The sequence below is a fragment of the Pontibacter brevis genome (assembly GCF_054779655.1).
This window is the reverse complement of record NZ_BAAGXV010000001.1, coordinates 34,621-50,610: the sequence shown is the minus strand read 5'-3', so window position 1 is coordinate 50,610 and position 15,990 is coordinate 34,621. Positions and strand designations below refer to the sequence as shown.

The 15,990-nt window shown below is 48.6% G+C and carries 19 protein-coding genes; 11 read left to right on the top strand and 8 right to left on the bottom strand.

Annotated elements, in window-relative coordinates; genetic code table 11:
* Positions 1-265: 265 nt before the first annotated feature.
* Positions 266-955: an OmpA family protein gene (locus ACYVB1_RS00235; protein ID WP_460919246.1), complete on the bottom strand. Its 690-nt coding sequence runs from the start codon at positions 953-955 to the stop codon at positions 266-268.
* A gap of 77 nt (positions 956-1,032) precedes the next feature.
* Positions 1,033-1,185: a hypothetical protein gene (locus tag ACYVB1_RS00230; protein ID WP_460919243.1), complete on the bottom strand. Its 153-nt coding sequence runs from the start codon at positions 1,183-1,185 to the stop codon at positions 1,033-1,035.
* A gap of 230 nt (positions 1,186-1,415) precedes the next feature.
* Between ACYVB1_RS00230 and ACYVB1_RS00225 the strand changes: the two genes are divergently transcribed.
* The gene (locus tag ACYVB1_RS00225; protein WP_460919240.1) at positions 1,416-1,802 is read left to right on the top strand and encodes an Hsp20/alpha crystallin family protein; all 387 of its coding nucleotides are present in this window, start codon (positions 1,416-1,418) and stop codon (positions 1,800-1,802) included.
* Positions 1,803-1,865: 63 nt separating this feature from the next.
* Here ACYVB1_RS00225 and ACYVB1_RS00220 read toward each other — a convergent pair whose 3' ends face one another.
* Together ACYVB1_RS00220 and ACYVB1_RS00215 are read right to left on the bottom strand one after the other, a co-directional pair.
* Positions 1,866-2,126, bottom strand: a complete 261-nt coding sequence (locus tag ACYVB1_RS00220) for a hypothetical protein (RefSeq protein ID WP_460919237.1) — start codon at positions 2,124-2,126, stop codon at positions 1,866-1,868.
* A gap of 234 nt (positions 2,127-2,360) precedes the next feature.
* Entirely contained in the window at positions 2,361-2,540 is a 180-nt protein-coding gene (locus ACYVB1_RS00215) for a hypothetical protein (protein WP_460919234.1), read from the bottom strand.
* Between the two features lie 751 nt (positions 2,541-3,291).
* On the opposite strand from ACYVB1_RS00215, the gene ACYVB1_RS00210 reads away from it, so the two are divergent.
* From ACYVB1_RS00210 to ACYVB1_RS00200, 3 genes are read left to right on the top strand one after another with little or no spacing between them, the layout of a single operon-like run.
* The gene (locus ACYVB1_RS00210; RefSeq protein ID WP_460919231.1) at positions 3,292-3,723 is read left to right on the top strand and encodes a GNAT family N-acetyltransferase; all 432 of its coding nucleotides are present in this window, start codon (positions 3,292-3,294) and stop codon (positions 3,721-3,723) included.
* Positions 3,724-3,725: 2 nt separating this feature from the next.
* Positions 3,726-4,031: a hypothetical protein gene (locus ACYVB1_RS00205; protein WP_460919228.1), complete on the top strand. Its 306-nt coding sequence runs from the start codon at positions 3,726-3,728 to the stop codon at positions 4,029-4,031.
* Positions 4,032-4,086: 55 nt separating this feature from the next.
* On the top strand, positions 4,087-4,842 hold the full coding sequence (locus ACYVB1_RS00200) for a hypothetical protein (protein ID WP_460919225.1): 756 nt from the start codon (positions 4,087-4,089) through the stop codon (positions 4,840-4,842).
* 80 nt (positions 4,843-4,922) lie between these two features.
* On the opposite strand, the gene ACYVB1_RS00195 is transcribed toward ACYVB1_RS00200, so the two are convergent.
* Entirely contained in the window at positions 4,923-5,273 is a 351-nt protein-coding gene (locus ACYVB1_RS00195; protein ID WP_460919223.1) for an MmcQ/YjbR family DNA-binding protein, read from the bottom strand.
* A 338-nt stretch (positions 5,274-5,611) separates the two neighbouring features.
* Here ACYVB1_RS00195 and ACYVB1_RS00190 point away from each other — a divergent pair, with 338 nt between their 5' ends.
* Together ACYVB1_RS00190 and ACYVB1_RS00185 are read left to right on the top strand one after the other, a co-directional pair.
* Positions 5,612-6,058 carry a septal ring lytic transglycosylase RlpA family protein gene (locus ACYVB1_RS00190; protein ID WP_460919220.1) on the top strand — a complete coding sequence of 149 codons (447 nt, stop codon included), beginning with the start codon at positions 5,612-5,614 and terminating at the stop codon, positions 6,056-6,058.
* A gap of 151 nt (positions 6,059-6,209) precedes the next feature.
* The gene (locus ACYVB1_RS00185) at positions 6,210-6,557 is read left to right on the top strand and encodes a hypothetical protein (RefSeq protein WP_460919217.1); all 348 of its coding nucleotides are present in this window, start codon (positions 6,210-6,212) and stop codon (positions 6,555-6,557) included.
* Positions 6,558-6,590: 33 nt separating this feature from the next.
* Here the strand turns inward: ACYVB1_RS00185 and ACYVB1_RS00180 are convergent, their stop codons facing one another.
* Positions 6,591-6,941 carry an Mpo1-like protein gene (locus ACYVB1_RS00180; protein ID WP_460919214.1) on the bottom strand — a complete coding sequence of 117 codons (351 nt, stop codon included), beginning with the start codon at positions 6,939-6,941 and terminating at the stop codon, positions 6,591-6,593.
* A 398-nt stretch (positions 6,942-7,339) separates the two neighbouring features.
* Here ACYVB1_RS00180 and ACYVB1_RS00175 point away from each other — a divergent pair, with 398 nt between their 5' ends.
* The 3 genes from ACYVB1_RS00175 to ACYVB1_RS00165 all read left to right on the top strand — a co-directional run bounded on the left by ACYVB1_RS00175 (position 7,340) and on the right by ACYVB1_RS00165 (position 10,737).
* The gene (locus ACYVB1_RS00175; protein WP_460919211.1) at positions 7,340-9,169 is read left to right on the top strand and encodes a M61 family metallopeptidase; all 1,830 of its coding nucleotides are present in this window, start codon (positions 7,340-7,342) and stop codon (positions 9,167-9,169) included.
* 94 nt (positions 9,170-9,263) lie between these two features.
* Entirely contained in the window at positions 9,264-9,818 is a 555-nt protein-coding gene (locus tag ACYVB1_RS00170) for a DinB family protein (RefSeq protein ID WP_460919208.1), read from the top strand.
* Between the two features lie 271 nt (positions 9,819-10,089).
* Entirely contained in the window at positions 10,090-10,737 is a 648-nt protein-coding gene (locus tag ACYVB1_RS00165; protein WP_460919205.1) for a YczE/YyaS/YitT family protein, read from the top strand.
* A gap of 108 nt (positions 10,738-10,845) precedes the next feature.
* On the opposite strand, the gene ACYVB1_RS00160 is transcribed toward ACYVB1_RS00165, so the two are convergent.
* Together ACYVB1_RS00160 and ACYVB1_RS00155 are read right to left on the bottom strand one after the other, a co-directional pair.
* The gene (locus tag ACYVB1_RS00160) at positions 10,846-12,264 is read right to left on the bottom strand and encodes a thioredoxin-like domain-containing protein (RefSeq protein WP_460919202.1); all 1,419 of its coding nucleotides are present in this window, start codon (positions 12,262-12,264) and stop codon (positions 10,846-10,848) included.
* A 154-nt stretch (positions 12,265-12,418) separates the two neighbouring features.
* Positions 12,419-13,372, bottom strand: coding sequence for an asparagine synthetase A (locus ACYVB1_RS00155; RefSeq protein ID WP_460919199.1), 954 nt, complete (start codon positions 13,370-13,372; stop codon positions 12,419-12,421).
* Positions 13,373-13,536: 164 nt separating this feature from the next.
* Here ACYVB1_RS00155 and ACYVB1_RS00150 point away from each other — a divergent pair, with 164 nt between their 5' ends.
* The gene (locus tag ACYVB1_RS00150; protein ID WP_460919196.1) at positions 13,537-13,992 is read left to right on the top strand and encodes an Lrp/AsnC ligand binding domain-containing protein; all 456 of its coding nucleotides are present in this window, start codon (positions 13,537-13,539) and stop codon (positions 13,990-13,992) included.
* 429 nt (positions 13,993-14,421) lie between these two features.
* Positions 14,422-15,963: an alpha-N-arabinofuranosidase gene (locus tag ACYVB1_RS00145; protein ID WP_460919193.1), complete on the top strand. Its 1,542-nt coding sequence runs from the start codon at positions 14,422-14,424 to the stop codon at positions 15,961-15,963.
* Positions 15,964-15,990: the final 27 nt, after the last annotated feature.

Below are 15,990 nucleotides of genomic sequence, written 5' to 3'. Positions count from 1 at the left end.
ACTGTGCTTACAGACAGGAAAAAGTGCAGGAATATAGCAAATACAATATTTTGTTTAACAAATGCAAATCAAACCTGTCCTGAAAAACTGATAAACCAAAAGCAAAAGGGAGGCTCATGCCTCCCTTTTGCTTTTGGTTTATCAGTTTGTGCGGAAATACTCATATGCCTGTATCCATTTTATGGCCCGTAACCACTACAGCCAGCATGCATCGGTGAAGTGATTGCAGCAATTACAGGCAGTTTAGGTACATGAGAAAATACTGTTACTGCTGCTGCTGTGGTTGCTGTTGCTGTTGCCTTGGTGTTGCCTGTGCCTCCTCTCCAGTAGCCACGGCTATAGCCACGCGCCTGTTCTTCTGGCGGCCGGCTGCTGTCTCGTTTGTGGCTCTTGGCTGGGCCTCTCCTACGGCATGTGTGGTCAGGCGGGCAGCGTCTATGTCTGTATTGTTCTGCAGCCAGTTTTTTACAGTGTTGGCTCGCTCCTGTGCAAGCTGCTGGTTATAAGAAGCACTGGCAAGGGAGTCTGTATGCCCGAAAATTCTGACTGGACCACTCGGGCTTGCTTCGTTGATAGACTCTGCAATGCTGCGGAGTTTGTCTTCTGCACCAGGGCGCAGTTCTGCCTTGTCCAGGTCAAAAAGCACACGCTCATCCATCAGGTAAAGGTCGTATCCCTGACCACGGCGTGTTTCTATATCGTTGCCCGTAATGCGTGGGTTGCTTACTACAGGTGCATTAACATCAATACCTGTCCAGAAGCTTTCGCCCATATCCTTTACTTCCAGGCCATCGGCAGTCAGCCTTTCCCGTGCCGCCATGTCCTGATACATTACAGCGGTGTCTTCAGAGGCCAGCTCACGCACGTCTCCGGTATCTTCCACTTCTTTATTTGTTTCACTGCAGCCAACCATAAGGCCTGCTGCCAACAATAGTGTCATTATTCTTGTGCTCATAGTTTTATTTGTTTTGGTTGCTTATTTGTACTAATTGAATCTACGGGGCTAAAAGAATGTGGTTCTAAAACTTCAGTTTACACCGACGCAGCAAGCATCCACCTGGTGAGTGCCCCGGTCTGGCGGCAGATAGCTGCAAATTTCACTGGCTTTGTCTGTGTTTTGTGCCGCTGTGCTTGCTTTAACAGGCAGTATATGGCTGCCATATGGCAGGTTGGAATGTCAATCATGCAGCAAGTTGTATTTACCAGTCCTGCATGCTGCTGCCATGCGCTTATTGAATTATATCGCTAATCTTGGTTTTTGAAAAGCATGACAATTTGGCCATGAGTTGAGGTGGTTATGCTGCAATGAGGTCATTTTGGCATACTGCATGACGTTTTCAGGATAGATTACGCACCTGGGCTATTTGGCATCGCATTTGCATTATTCTGTTTGTAAACGAAAAGAGGAGATAGAGATGAAATTGATAAAAGATAAAGAACTACTAAAGAACATAGCCCTGCAAATCGACTTGCTGAACACTTTGGGAGGCGGCGTGAGCGAAACCTATGTTGATATAAAGAAATATAAAAAAGGAGCTGTTATTAATGTTTGGGCAGCCGGTGTAGACCCTGAAGCATTTAAGGTGGTGCTGCACAACAACCAGTTAACTGTTTTCTCTGTGTTGCAGAGCAAAGAGAATCCTGAAATGGCCGCCCCTTTGTTTAACCGCATGTTCATGCTGCCTCCGCAAGTAGACTTAGGGCGCGTTGAGGCAGTATACCAGGAAGGCCAGCTGATGGTGAAGTTGCCCTTCTATGAGAGCACAGGCCAGCCAAGAGAAATCGAAATAAAACAACTATAGGAAAAAGACATTAAAACAAGAAAGGCTGCCGTAACAGGCAGCCTTTCTTGTTTTACTAAGTACTTACGCCAGGAATTTAGCTTTGATAATGGAGGTAAGGAAATCATATACTTCCACCGTCTCCTTGTCAAAATCGAAGGTTTTATAAGCTTCTGCGGATGTCTGCACGACACGGCAGCCATTCTCTATCATCATAAAAACAAGTTCCCGCAGGCGGTACGGATGACCTGCTATATTCAGCATACATACAGCATCGCTGCTTTCTACGTGCAGGAACATGTGCTGCACCTGGCTCTCATCGGCCATAACATTTTCTTCGGACATAGACACTATATTAAACGGGCCACAGTAATTAAGCAATTTTTACGCCCAAATAGTGCCCATTTTGGCAAGGCTTCTGTGTATTCAGTATAAATTCTTTAAACCGGTACGGCTGAATCTTTTTGGAATACAACACCTGCCGCCTGGCAGGGGCCCGAGGATGGGGTATACGGCTGCTGTTACCACACAGGGATGTGGCCCGAGAGTATGTATGAGCCGTGCGCTACTGCTGCAGCTTTAGCGGCGCGGGTGCTCCTTGCGCCATCCTACCACAAACAAAATAAACCAAATAGAATACAGCGGAGACAGGATAGTCGCGAAATAAGGGTCTACTACAAAAAACAGTATTACCTGCAACAGCAGGTTCAGCACCAATCCGATAATGGCAATTCTGAAGTAGCGGTTTTCTATTTTCATGCTTAAGTATACGCCTTTACCTCCAAAAAGCTGAACGGGTAAGTTAAGTAAGGCAGCGCTAGCGCTTTCTAAATTGGGCTATATCTCTTCCATCATACAACCTGGGCCACAAGGCGAGTGCTGGATCTGTTATTTATAAAGGGCGTGCTTCTGTTTAAACCCGGGAAATTGGATGTACTTCGGGAAAGGCGCCAGGAAGGTGCAATAGTAATGGGCCTGGGGTGCAAAAGGAGAGCGCAGGCAGCAGGCATACGAAAGCCCGTCCAGTTTATGGACGGGTATTCATTAGCCGAAAGGCCTGTGCCCTTGTAATATCCTTTTCTATAACAATAGGAGGGTCATCCTCTTTGGCTACTACCAGCTTATAAATGTTTTTACCATCCTGATAGTATATGAATGTAGTAAGGTCTTCATAACCTACACTAAATATTTTTCTGGCACTTCCCTCGCTATACAATTTATAATTATCTAATCTTATGTCACGTCTTAACTTCATGTCCCTGCAATCTCCTGGTATTTTAACGATATATACCCCTGTTTTTGTTTCAAGCCAGCGTAAAGTTTAGCACTGTTACAGGCATTTTAAACTACCTGTAACAGTGCTTTCTGGCGCATTTAAAAGTGCAAAAGCTGCTTTTTGATTTCTGGGTCTTATATTTGCCAGCACCTATACACATAGCTGCAAAAGAGCTGCCTTTCTGCAGTGCATCGCAGTTTTATATGCTTTTAATTTTCCCCCAGTGTCGATTATATGGCAACCTACAGTATACGCGAAATTACGAGTCTGCCTGAAATGCTGGCGCAGCACCACCTCATTCTGCAGCTAAACCCGCATATGGTGTTGTCCCGTTACGAGGAACTGTTGCGCCAGATGGTGCAAAACGGCTACCGTATGGTAGGGGCCTTCAACGAGCATGGTAACTGCGTAGGTCTCTCCGGGTTCTGGATCAGCGCGAAGCTGTACAGCGGCAAGTATTTAGAAGCAGATAACTTTGTGGTGGATGCAGCACACCGCTCCGGTGGGATAGGCAAGCTGCTGTCTGACTGGATGCTGGAGGAGGCGCAGCGGCACCGCTGCGATACCTTAATGCTGGATGCCTACGTTACAAACAGTGCTGCTCACCGGTTCTACTTCCGGGAGGGGTTTCACGTAAAGAGTTTCCACTTTTTCAAAAGCCTGTAAACATGAACTCTGGCAAGCACAGCTGGGCCCTTTGGCTGTTTTACTTTCTTATTTTTGAAGTAGTAGTTTTCTTCGGGCTGCAGTGGCTATTGTCAGGCATGGGGCTTAGCAACCAGTACCAGCCGGAAAATACAATTGTGCCCAACTGGGTAAAAGCAGTTACGTTTATCCTTTTATACCTGCTGTGTTTGTTGTTTATGGTGATGCTGATCAGCAACATGGTACCCAGCAAGCACCGCAGGCATCTGATGGTTTGGGTGTACCTGGCACTACTAGGTATGATCGTGATGTTATTTGTACTCTTTTGAGGTAAATTGTCTGCAAAAAGAGCACAATAATTTTGACTTTTCTGTGTTAATTAAAATGATGAAACATAGCTATTTAATTCTGATAATCTGCCTCCTGACAAGCTATGCCAGCTTTGCACAGACGGGAATCAACCGCCCGGGCAGACACTTTATACAGCTCCAAAGTGGAGACGTGGTATATGGAAATAAAATTCAGTACAAATCCCCTATCTTCAAGTCAAGCCATTTCCTGGTAGACGACTCGCTGAAGTATAACCCCAGCATGGTAAGTGCTTTTCAGAACGAGGATGGTTTTTTTGCCAGGGTGGAGGCTGGTAACAGCCAGGACAGTTTTGCCAAGCGAATCCTCGACGGGCCACGTATTGACAGGTTTTATACCAGCCGCACGTCGTATGACTATGGCTATCCTTACGGCGGCTACGGTTATGGTTACGGCTTCGGAGGCCCCCGCAGTAGCCGCAGGCGCATCTACTTCTTCTCGAAAGATAACGGGCCGCTTTACCTTGTGAATTACGAGAACCTGGAGCAGGTGCTTGCCGACAACCCCTCCAGTATGGCTCTGCTTCGCAGACACAGGAAGGACAAGCTCATCAACACAGGAATCAGCATCCTGGGCGGAGGCTTGCTGGCAGCCGGGGCTATATCCTCTTTTGGCAACTCGCAGGATTTAGGCAACGGTGGCGGCGTGAATGTTTCGCCCCTGATGTATGCGGGAGCCGGTGTGCTGGGTGCTCAGTTTGTTATCAACCTTTTTCAGAAGGACAAACTGACGCAGGCCATGGAGGTGTACAACTACCAACTGAAGCAGTAAGTAAAAGACTGCAGAAGCAGAAAAGCCGGAGGAGCATGTGAGCTTGTCCGGCTTTTTTTATACAAGTCGTTCCGGGAGGCCTAAGGTTTCCGCAGGGCCTGCCGTACCTTTGCTGGCAGCTTTGCCGCTACCAGTGCATAGGCCTGCTGGCTGTAATGCATCCATTCCTGCTTTGTCAGGCGGTGTAAGTTTTCAGCTAATACCCAGTGGTGCCTCGCCAGGTAGGGTGCAGGTGCAAAGCCTGCTCGGTCAGTCAGATAGGCAAACTCCTCCGGCGTAGCCTTGAAAGAGACCGTAGCAGGTGTCTGATTCAGCCCGATTACCAGAAACATTTTACCGCCTACACAAAAGCATAAGTCGTTCTCCCACTTCATGTCTTCTGTTGTGCCCGGCAGAGCCAGGCAAAGTTCCTGTAGTTCTTCTATCGTCATAGGGGTTTGGCTGCGCGAATAAGGCAGGGCGTGCGGCAGAAAACCTGGTGTAGCCTCACAACCTTCTGCTACGCAAGATAAAGGATTTAAACAGCAGGGCAGGCAATCTGTTCTTTTGTATAAAGCAAACGGCTTCGAATCATGATTTTTATGCCTCTAATGCTGTAACTTTGGTACAGCTTAACCACTACCCTTCATCATATGGAGAATTTGCTGCTGCTGCAGGTGCTTCCTGCCACCCGGCACCCCTTCGAAACTGTTACTGTGGATAAGTTAAGCCGGGAGATAAGACAATTCATAAAACAGGTTTCCGTTCAGTAATAAAGCACAGATTAGCTATGTCACAGGCCTTGCTACGTCTTTCCGCACCTTTGCAAACTGCTGTTATCGCCTGGGTAAAACAGGCAGTAGTTGCGGGCTGTCTGGCTGCTTGTATAAGTTCCTGTGCCGGTTCGGCCCCGGCTTTTGGGGAGCGCGGTTATACCGAGGAGGGAAAGGCCTCCTATTATGCCCGCAAGTTCCAGGGGCGCGACATGGCAAATGGCCAGCCATACCGCCGGGGGAAAATGACTGCGGCGCACCGCACCCTGCCCTTAGGAACCAAAGTAAAGGTGACCAACGTTCGGACAAACAAGAGCGTGAAGGTAAAAATAACAGACAGAGGCCCCTTTGTGAAAGGGCGTATCATCGATTTGTCAGAAAAGGCGGCGAGGCGGCTGGACTTTATAAAAGCAGGCGTGATACCAGTTGAGATGAAAGTAATTCAGCCTGCTAAAGGAAAATAGGATATCCTGAGTATCAAAAGTTGTATAGGTCTGCTTATCAGGAGAATATGCTTACTATAGCAAAAGTGGTGTTCTCTAAATTATCCTACTGAATTATTGTTGCTTATAAATTTAATATTTACTTTTGGGCATGAAAAATCTGTGGCAGCAAATGCGCGAATACTTACCAATGGCAGCTATACTGCTGTTGTGTATGATAATTGTGCCTACTGTCCAGGCAAGCACAAACAATAACGGTGGTAGCACTGCTGCTACACAGCAGGTTAGCACTTCTTCTGCCGTTTCTGATGATACTGCCCCTTCCAAAGCAAAGGAGAAAGTAAGCACCAAGCCTCGTGAAAAATCGATACTGGATACAGAGGTGCTGGAAAGCCCGATGGCCTACTTCAAAAACGCCTTCTCTTCAGACGAAGATGATTCAGATGCAGAGGCAAGCTCCGATGCCATTACCATTGCCTTGAAAGCACTAGTGGCAACACTGCTTTCCACTATCATGTAATTTTTACTCCCGGCGGAGATTTGTTCCCGATAATTAGCCCTGTGCACCTTCGTTGCGACTGGCTTTAAAGCCCTGCCTGCCCCGCAAAATATCAAAGAAAAGTTTAAAGTCTGATGCTAAGCTGTAAAACGGGTACCTGAACGTTGCCGGCTTATTGCGTTCAAAAAAGAAATGGCCCACCCACGCAAAGCCATAGCCAATAACAGGTATAAGTAACAGCCACTTAAATTCACCCAAAGCAACAGCCGCTATAGCCACCATCAATAATAAACCGGTACCGGTAAAGTGTAACACGCGGCTGGTCGTGTGCTGGTGCTCTGACAGGTAATAAGGGTAAAACTCCTTTAAGGAAGTGTAGCGTTTTGAAGGGGCAGGCTGCGGCATGGCTGTCTGTTTCTGTTGCTCTTAAGGAAGATACTGAAAATGCCACTTCTGCTCAAAAAAGATTCTGGTAAAATAATGCATTGCTGTGTAAACAATCACAAGCCGGGCCGGTTCTTATTAGAGCAGAGCTTAAAAGTTGTATCTTAAAGTTTTGTTGTTTGTTTAAGGTGTGTTCGGCCGGAGGCTTCCCCCTCTGGTCTTTCCTTTTTCCGGCATTCTGGCCGTAGCGGCTGGTGCCTCAGTTAGTCTTCTTCAGGGGCGTCTTCTGTTATGCTCCTCAGGTGTCGGTACAGGGCTCCAAGCATAAGGATAAGTGAATTATACTTTTTATCTTTACTTATACATCTCGGCTAGGGAAGTAAACCCTGCTGCCCTTATAAAACAAACTTAACAAACACATGAAATGCATCTCACTCCTTGGCTCTCTTCTCCTGTTATCGTCTGTAGTAATGGCGCAGCAGGCCTACACTGTTTCCCTTGACCTTAAGAATGTTCTGAACGACAAGGTGAAGGTGGTGGTGAATACGCCAGAGGTAAAAGAGGACAGGATTACGTACATTATCCCAAGCGTGATTCCGGGTTCTTATTCCCAGAAGGACTATGGCCGTTTCATCAGTAAGTTTAAAGCTTACGACGCTAAAGGAAAAAAGCTCAAAACCACGCAGCAGGGAAAGAACCTCTTCGTAATTGAGAAGGCAAAAAAACTGGCCCGCCTCGAGTACCTTGTGGATGATACCTGGGATGTGGAGAAAGACGATAATTATATCTTTCAGCCGGGTGGTACCAACATTGAGGCTAACAGTAACTTCGTCATCAACCACTTCGGATTCTACGGCTACCTGGAGGGGTACAAAATGCTTCCTTATATGCTGCAGATTCAGAAACCGGAACACCTGCTGGCAGCTACCTCGCTGCCTGTCACGCACCAGTCGCCGGAGCAGGATGTAGTACAGGCGACCGACTTTGTGCGCCTGGCCGATGCCCCCATTATGTACAGCCGCCCCGATACCGCCAGCTTCCGCACCGGCAACACCACGGTTTCAGTAGCCGTGCACTCCGAGACAGGCATGGTGCAGGCCGATACAATCCGGGAGATGATAAAGCCGCTGGCTACAGCGCTTACTAACTTCTTCGGCGGCATGCCTGTGGACCACTACCAGTTCATCATGTACTTCCCGAAGATGGGGCAGTCTGCAGTTACCCGGTATGGTGGCTTCGGCGCTTTAGAGCACTCTTACAGTTCTATGTACTTCCTGCCCGAGCAAACCGGCGATGATTTGAAAAGCATGGTACTGGACGTCGCCTCGCACGAGTTTCTGCACATCCTCACGCCGCTGAACATACACAGCGAGGAAATTGAGTATTTTGACTTTAAAGATCCGAAGTTGTCGCAGCACCTGTGGTTGTATGAGGGAGTGACAGAGTACTTCTCGCACCTGGTGCAGCTGCAGGAAGGGCTAAAATCGTACGAGGCGTTCCAGGAAGAGATGATGGAGAAAATGCGCCGTGGCAGTGAGTACAAAGGTGTGTCCTTCACCGAAATGAGCCGCCGTATTATCGAGCCCGAATACCAGGAGATGTACAGCAATGTGTATCAGAAAGGGGCACTGATTGGTTTCCTGCTCGACATCCGGCTGAAAGAGCTGAGCAACGGGCAGATGGGTCTGCGCGAACTGATGCTGAACCTGTCGAAGCAATATGGTCCTAACAAGCCCTTTAAAGATGATGCGCTTATTGATGTGATCGTGGCGAATACCTATCCTGAAATCCGCCAGTTCTTTGAGGACTATGTCATAGGCAATAAGCCGCTGCCCTACCGGGAGTATTACAACAAGATTGGCTGGGCCTATGCAGACCAGAAGGAGGGCACGAAGCTTACCTTCGGGGAGTTCCGGCTGGGCTACGAAAAGGACAAGAAGTTTTTCTGGATAGCAGAGCCAATGGATAACAGGTTTGGCCTAGAAAAATATGACATTCTGTATGCAATAAATGGCGAGCCTCTGACAGAGGAAAACATTTACCAGCTGATAAAACCGCTGATTGAGGTGGAGGGTAAGGATGCTGTGGAGCTAGCCTATCTAAGGCAGAACGAACTACACAAAAAGACTTTTACCCCGGTAGAAGAGCGTGTGGAGCTGAAGTTTGTAGTAGAAGATAACCCGGAAGCCCTTCCAGCGCAACAGCAACTGCGCCAGCACCTGTTGCTGAAAGCGCCTCAGGATTTATAGGTGTTTAGCCTTAGCCTGTAAATCTTGATCTGAATCAAGGAATCGAATAGGTGTGCCACTTAATTTTGCTCTACAACATAAAACGATACACATTATGAGCACTTTAAAGCAGTTGAGCCAGGTTACACGCAGCCTCTCCCAAACCGTTTCTACTGAGTTCGCGCCGCTGGACCTGGGCGCCCTCAGCTTTAAAACTGCCCCCGATCGCTGGAGCATACTGGAGTGCCTGGAGCACCTGAACCGCTACAGCCGTTACTACAACCCTGCCTTCGCCAAAGCCATTGCCAACAACGCTGATAGTGCCTCTATACAACATATCAGTTACAGCTGGTTCGGCAGATATTCGCTGGAGATGGTGCGGCCCCAGAACCTGAAGAAGCATAAGACGGTGAAGCACATGAACCCCAGCAATAGTAACCTGGGCCGTGCCACAGTAGAGGAGTTCTTAGAGCACCAGGCAGAGTTGCTGAGCCTGTTGAAACGTGCCGGGAAAGCAAATATAAATAAGAAAGCCGTTCCGGTAGAGTTCTTTAAGCTGCTGAGGCTGCGCATTGGCGAGGCGCTGGAGTTTGTCGTGCTGCACGAGGAGCGCCATGTGCAGCAGGCCCTGCGCGTAAAGGCGCAACTTACAAGGCAGGCAGCAGCATAGGGCATTTTTTATTTGTCAGTTGTTATTTAACACTAAGCTGAACCGCGTCAGCTTTTTAGTCCATTAGCAGCCTATAGCACTAGGGGGCGGCCTGTAAGTATACTCTAAACAGGTCACCTCCCAGGGCTGTTTCGTTATGGCATTTCATTCATGATTTAACTCCTTTTGCTGCCGTGCTTTGTCTCCTCTATACCTGTTCCCGTATAAATTCGCTTTCTTGCGACGTTTTTGTCTGTTGTGCAGGCAGGATGAAGCAGTTAGTTATGAAGAAATGCGTGATCGGGTAATACAGTATACTTTCTTTTTTCTGGGTTTAGTTTTATTTGGCTTAGGCAATGCCATTGCTGTTAAGGTAAAGTACCTTGGGCTTCACCCTTGGGAGGTGCTGAATGTGGCACTTTTCCAGAAGTTTGGCCTCACAATTGGGGCGTGGAGCGTTATCGTAGGCCTGCTGGTGGTGGTGGTGTCGTGGTTCATGAACAAGAAGTACATCAACGTTGGCACCTTCCTGAACGCCTTGCTCATTGGTCCCATCATGGACTTCTTCCTGTGGGTAGGTATTCTGCCGGATGCCTCCCACACGCCCTGGGATTATCTGCAACTGGCATGCTCCATTATTATTGTAGGTATCGGCGCGGGTTTATATGTGGCCGGAGGCATCGGTGCAGGTCCCCGCGATGGCTTTATGCTTTCTATTGCTGAAAGAACAAAGCTGTCGGTGAGCCGAGCCCGCATTGTGGTGGAGTGCATTGTGCTGGGCATCGGCTGGCTTATGGGCGGACCGGTGTTTGTGGTTACGTTCTTCTATACCTTCATCATCAGCCCAATCTTCCAGGTTACGCTGCGGTTCTTCCAGAACCTGCGCGCCTCCCTCACTGATGAGGGAACAAAGGCAGAAGCGGAGAACTTAAAAGCATAAAAAACATATAACCCATAGGTGAGGCGCTTGTGTGAGCGCTGGATTTAGGTAAGGCACAAACATCCCGGAATGACGAAAGAAGCAGAAAGGTTTTGCATTACATCTATGCTAAAGCCGGACGACAACCTCTTCCTTTTCGCCGGTGTGCGGCTCTACCTGAAATAGCTGATGACTGTTGGTGCTGGTTACCCACAACTGCCCGTTCAGAAAAAGAACGTCATTTGGCTCGCTGAGGCCATCTGTAACTGTGTGCACCCGCAGCCTGCTCATGTTCAGCATTTTGACTTTGCCATTGTAGGTGTCGGCAATGTAGACGTTGCTGTCAACAATCTCCAGCCCTACGCAATGCTGAAGCAGTGCATCGTCCACGTGCCCGTCCACATCGCCAAAATCAAAAAGGCCTTTGCCCAGCGGCGTCAGCACCATACCGGTATTAATGTTCACCGTCCGGATAGCACTGGCCTCGGCATCGGCTACATACAGCACAGGACCGTTGTTGGCTAGTCCGCTGGGTTGGTTAAAAGCCGCCTCTAACAGATAACCGTCTGCAAGGGCTTCGTGGCCGTTGCCGGCAAAGCGGTACACCTTTTCAGTGTTCAGGTCCATGCGCAGAATCTGGTGGTTGCCGGCATTGGCAATGTAGAGGTTGTTTTCCCATAGCAGCAGGTCCCAGGGGCTGTTTGGGTTCACAGGTACATCTGCCTGATCCTCCATAAAGTAGTAGTCCAGTTCGCCTGTGCCGGCGGCCGTGCTGACGTGGCGCTGTTCTAAGTCTACTTTCCGGATGGCGTTGTTCTTGGCATCGGCCACATACAGGAGGTGGCCGTGCAGCGCCATGCCGTGGGGCTCGTAAAAAGATGCCTCTGCATAACTGCCGTTGTCGAAGCCCTGCCTGCCGCTGCCGATTACTTCCAGCACCTGCCCCTCCTGGTTCAGCTTCAGGATGCGGTGGTGGCCGCTGTCAGAAAGATAGATGTTGCCCTCGCTGTCGCTGATGAGTTTGGACGGGAATGACAGCACCGTCTCCTCCTTTGGCTGTTCTGGCTGAAAGTTGATTGGCTCCCGGTTTAGTTGATCTTTAAACTCCTCTAGCAGCCGCTGGATGTAGGGCTGCACTGTCTGGTATACACCCTCGCCGGCATGCTGGCCTATTACCTTCCCGTTTGGGTCGATGAGCACGGTAGTTGGCCACGCCCGTATGCCATATTCGTTCCATAGCTTGTAATTTGCATCGTTGACAACGGGGTGCTCTATGCCGAATTTTTGGGCGGCCTGCTGAATAGTCTCGCCCTGCTTCTCGGCGTCGAACTTGGCAGAGTGTACGCCCACTACCACCAGCACATCCGCATACTCCTCCTCCAGTCGCTTCAGGTCTGGTATAATGTGCTGGCAGTTAATGCAACCGAAGGTCCAGAAGTCAAGAAGCACAACCTTGCCTCTGAAGTCTTTAATAGACCAGTTACGGTTGGTGTTGAGCCAGCCATATTCTGTTTGTATCTCTGGTGCGTTAACACGTCCGGTTAGCATATGTATGTTTCTTTTACCTTTCCTGGTTAGTACGGGAAGTTGTGGCGCTGTGGCTAGCTTTACAGGGGGCATAAAAAAGGCCTGCTCTTTAAGCAGGCCCTTCTGAAAATCTGGAAATGTGGTGCCGTTACCGGCAGCTACAACATCTTTGCAATTAGAATATAGCCGGAGTAAAGGGCTTGCGTGAGAAAACAGTTGCTTCGTCTACATCTTTCAGGCGGCATATAAAGCGGGTCATGCGCTCTACACCAAAGCCACCACCGGCAGACTTAGGGAGACCACCTTCTTTTGCCACCTCTAAATAATGCCTGAAAATGTTTTCGTCTGTACCAACTTCCTCCATGCGCTTCCGGATTTGGTCGTATTCGTTTTCGCGCTCTGCTCCGGATAAGCCTTCTCCGTAACCTTCCGGCCAAATCACATCATAGTTCAGGTAGGTTCCCGGTTTTTTGGGGTCTTCTTTGTCGTAGAACTCGCGGCGGTGGTTCAGCAGCCAGAAAGGAGCAGTGGCCTCTTTAGATTTCAGGTGCTCATACTCCGGCCCCATGCTGGCCTCAAGCTTTTCAGTGCGGTACACAGGCCATTTCTCATACTGGGGCAGCAGTTCACCGCGAAGCTCCATCAGCACCTCGGGTATTTCGCTGTTCAGGCGGGCAAAGATAAAATTTACCAGCTCCTCCATAAATTCCATCACATAGAAGCGATCCTTGCCTTTGAACTCGAAATCAACCTGCGTGAACTCGAACAGGTGGCGACCCGTATCGGCACGGTCGGCAAATTCGAGGCGCACGTTAGGCGAAACTATATACAGGCTGCTTAATTCTGAATTCAGTAAAGCCAGCTGTTTATGAAAGATCATTGATTTGGTCAGGCTCCAGTGTTGCCCGGCATATTGAATGGTGGCATCTACCACACCATGGTTCAGCGGATCAGTAATAGGGGAGAGCATGAGCGGCATAAGCTGCGTAAGGCCTTTTTTAAACATGAACTCATGCGTAGCGCGAATAATGCCCTGCTGCACCTGCAAAATCTTGGGCAGCGCAGTACGGTTTAGGTGGCTCAGGGTAGCATTCAGTGCTGTTGGGGTTCCTATTGTTTGTTGCTCCATTATTTTGCTAATTTGTTAAGATCTTCCAAAAATATACCTAACAAATATAACCATGCTTCGCATTAATTATAAACACGATAAATATATTTTTCAGAAATTAATATATCTCTATGAAATAGATGTTATATTTGAGACATTGTTAAAAACAGCAAGTATAGGAGCTTATGAATTATGAAATCGATAATCTGGATAAGCAGATTTTGAGGCTGCTGATGCAGGATGTAACTCGTGCTTATACTGACATCGCCAAAGAGTTAGGCGTTTCGGGTGGTACCATACACGTGAGAATGAAGAAGTTGAACGAGATGGGCGTGGTAAAAGGAGCACAACTGTTAGTTAACCCATCGGCGGTAGGTTTTGACATCTGTGCCTTCATCGGGGTGTTCCTGGAAAAAGGCTCGGAGTATAAGGATGCCGTGGAGCAGCTAAAAGCAATACCGGAAGTGGTGGAACTGCACTATACCACCGGAACTTACAGCATGTTCGCCAAACTTATCTGCCGCGATACCAAGCACCTGCGCGAAGTGCTGAACGAAAAGCTGCAGGCTGTAGAAGGAGTTCAGCGTACAGAAACACTTATTTCGCTGGAGGAAAGCATTAGCCGGCAGATACTCCTATAAGCAAACCACCATACAGAAAAGCCGCTGCAACCATACTGCAGCGGCTTTTCTGTGTGATAACCTGCAGTCTCTCCTTTAACAGGCCGGCACGTTCTGTTGCAGAGGCCTTATCACTCCAATCCACTTAGGTCCCCCCTTGCTAGCTGGCAGCACAACTGGCGCAGGGCGAATAGCAGCAGGAAGTTTTTCTTTCCAAGATGGCTACCTCGGTTCTAGGATCGAGCCTCCCCCTTGCGTTGATGTTGGCGTCCTGCAGCTTTATCTAAAGTTGCCCTGCACAAAGCTTTACTGCGGGCAGCCAAATATTATAGAGGAAGATACTTGTATTTGATGACATATTTCCCTTATATTTATAAATGTAATTTAGACATTTAAAATAATAGTACAGAACACCTCCTCATTATGAATTACTTAAAAACAAGATTGAGCATGAAAAAGACAATAGCTGCTCTCCTGATGCTTGTGTGCGGCTTCTCTGCTTATGCGCAGAATACCGGCGAACTGCAGGTGCCAGCTAAACCGGACAGGGTGATAAGCCGCCATATCTACGGGCACTTTGCAGAGCATTTGGGGCGTTCCATTTACGGAGGCTTTTATGTAGGCGAAGGCAATACCAAAATACCTAACACCAATGGTGTGCGGAACGATGTGGTGGAAGCGCTGAAGCGACTGAACATACCGAACCTGCGCTGGCCCGGCGGCTGCTTTGCCGACACCTATCACTGGAAGCACGGCATCGGGCCGAAAGATCAGCGCCCTACTATTGTGAATGCCTGGTGGGGAGGTGTAACAGAGGATAACAGCTTTGGTGCGCACGACTTCCTGAACATGTGCGAGTTGCTGGGGACAGAGCCATACCTGGCAGGTAACATGGCAACAGGTACTGTGCAGGAACTGGCTGACTGGGTGCAGTATGTGAACTTTGCCGGTAAGAGCCCTATGTCGGACCTGCGCCGCCAGAACGGACGTGATGAGCCATGGAACGTGAAGTACTGGGGTATTGGTAACGAAGCCTGGGGTTGTGGTGGTAACATGGCACCGGAGTACTATGCCAACGAGTACCGCAAATATGCGACTTTCTTAGCTGACTGGAATAACTCAGGCGGTCTGTTCCGCATTGCGTCCGGTGCCAACTCAGCTGATTACAACTGGACAGAAGTGCTGATGAAGAACATCCCTAAAAACCTGATTGAAGGGGTAGCGCTGCACCACTATTCTGTTATTGACTGGGCCGCAAAAGGACCTTCCACTACCTTCAACGAGGAGCAGTACTTCAAAACGATGAAGAGTGCCTTGTTTATGGAAGAACTGATCCAGAAGCATACTGCTATCATGGATAAGTATGACCCGGAGAACAAAGTAGCGCTTGTAGTGGACGAGTGGGGTGGTTGGTATGAGGTGGAGCCAGGCACGAACCCTGGTTTCCTGTATCAGCAGAACACCATGCGTGATGCCATGATTGCCGGTGCAACCCTGAACATCTTCAACAATTACAGCAACCGTGTGAAGATGGCAAACCTGGCACAGTCTATCAATGTGCTGCAGGCTGTTATCCTGACGGATGAGGAAAAGATGATCCTGACGCCTACATACCATGTGATGGAGATGTACAAGGTGCACCAGGATGCTACCTGGCTGCCGCTGACAATCAAAAGTGACAGTTATGTAGTAGGTAACGAAAAGCTGCCTGCTGTTTCCGGTTCGGCCTCAAGAGATAAGAACGGCGCAACGCATATTTCGCTTGTAAACATCGATTCCAAAAAAGCGCAGGAGGTTTCTATCAACATCGACGGTGCAAAGTATAAGAATGTAACAGGCCGTGTGCTGACATCAAAGAAGCTGCAGGATTACAACTCTTTCGATAAGCCGAATGTTATCAAGCCTGAGAACTTCAAAGGTGCCAGATTGAGAAACAACAACCTGAATGTAAAGATACCGCCATTCTCTGTTGTGGTGCTGGAGCTAAAGTAAGTTGAGCCGTAAGGCAGCTACAATCAG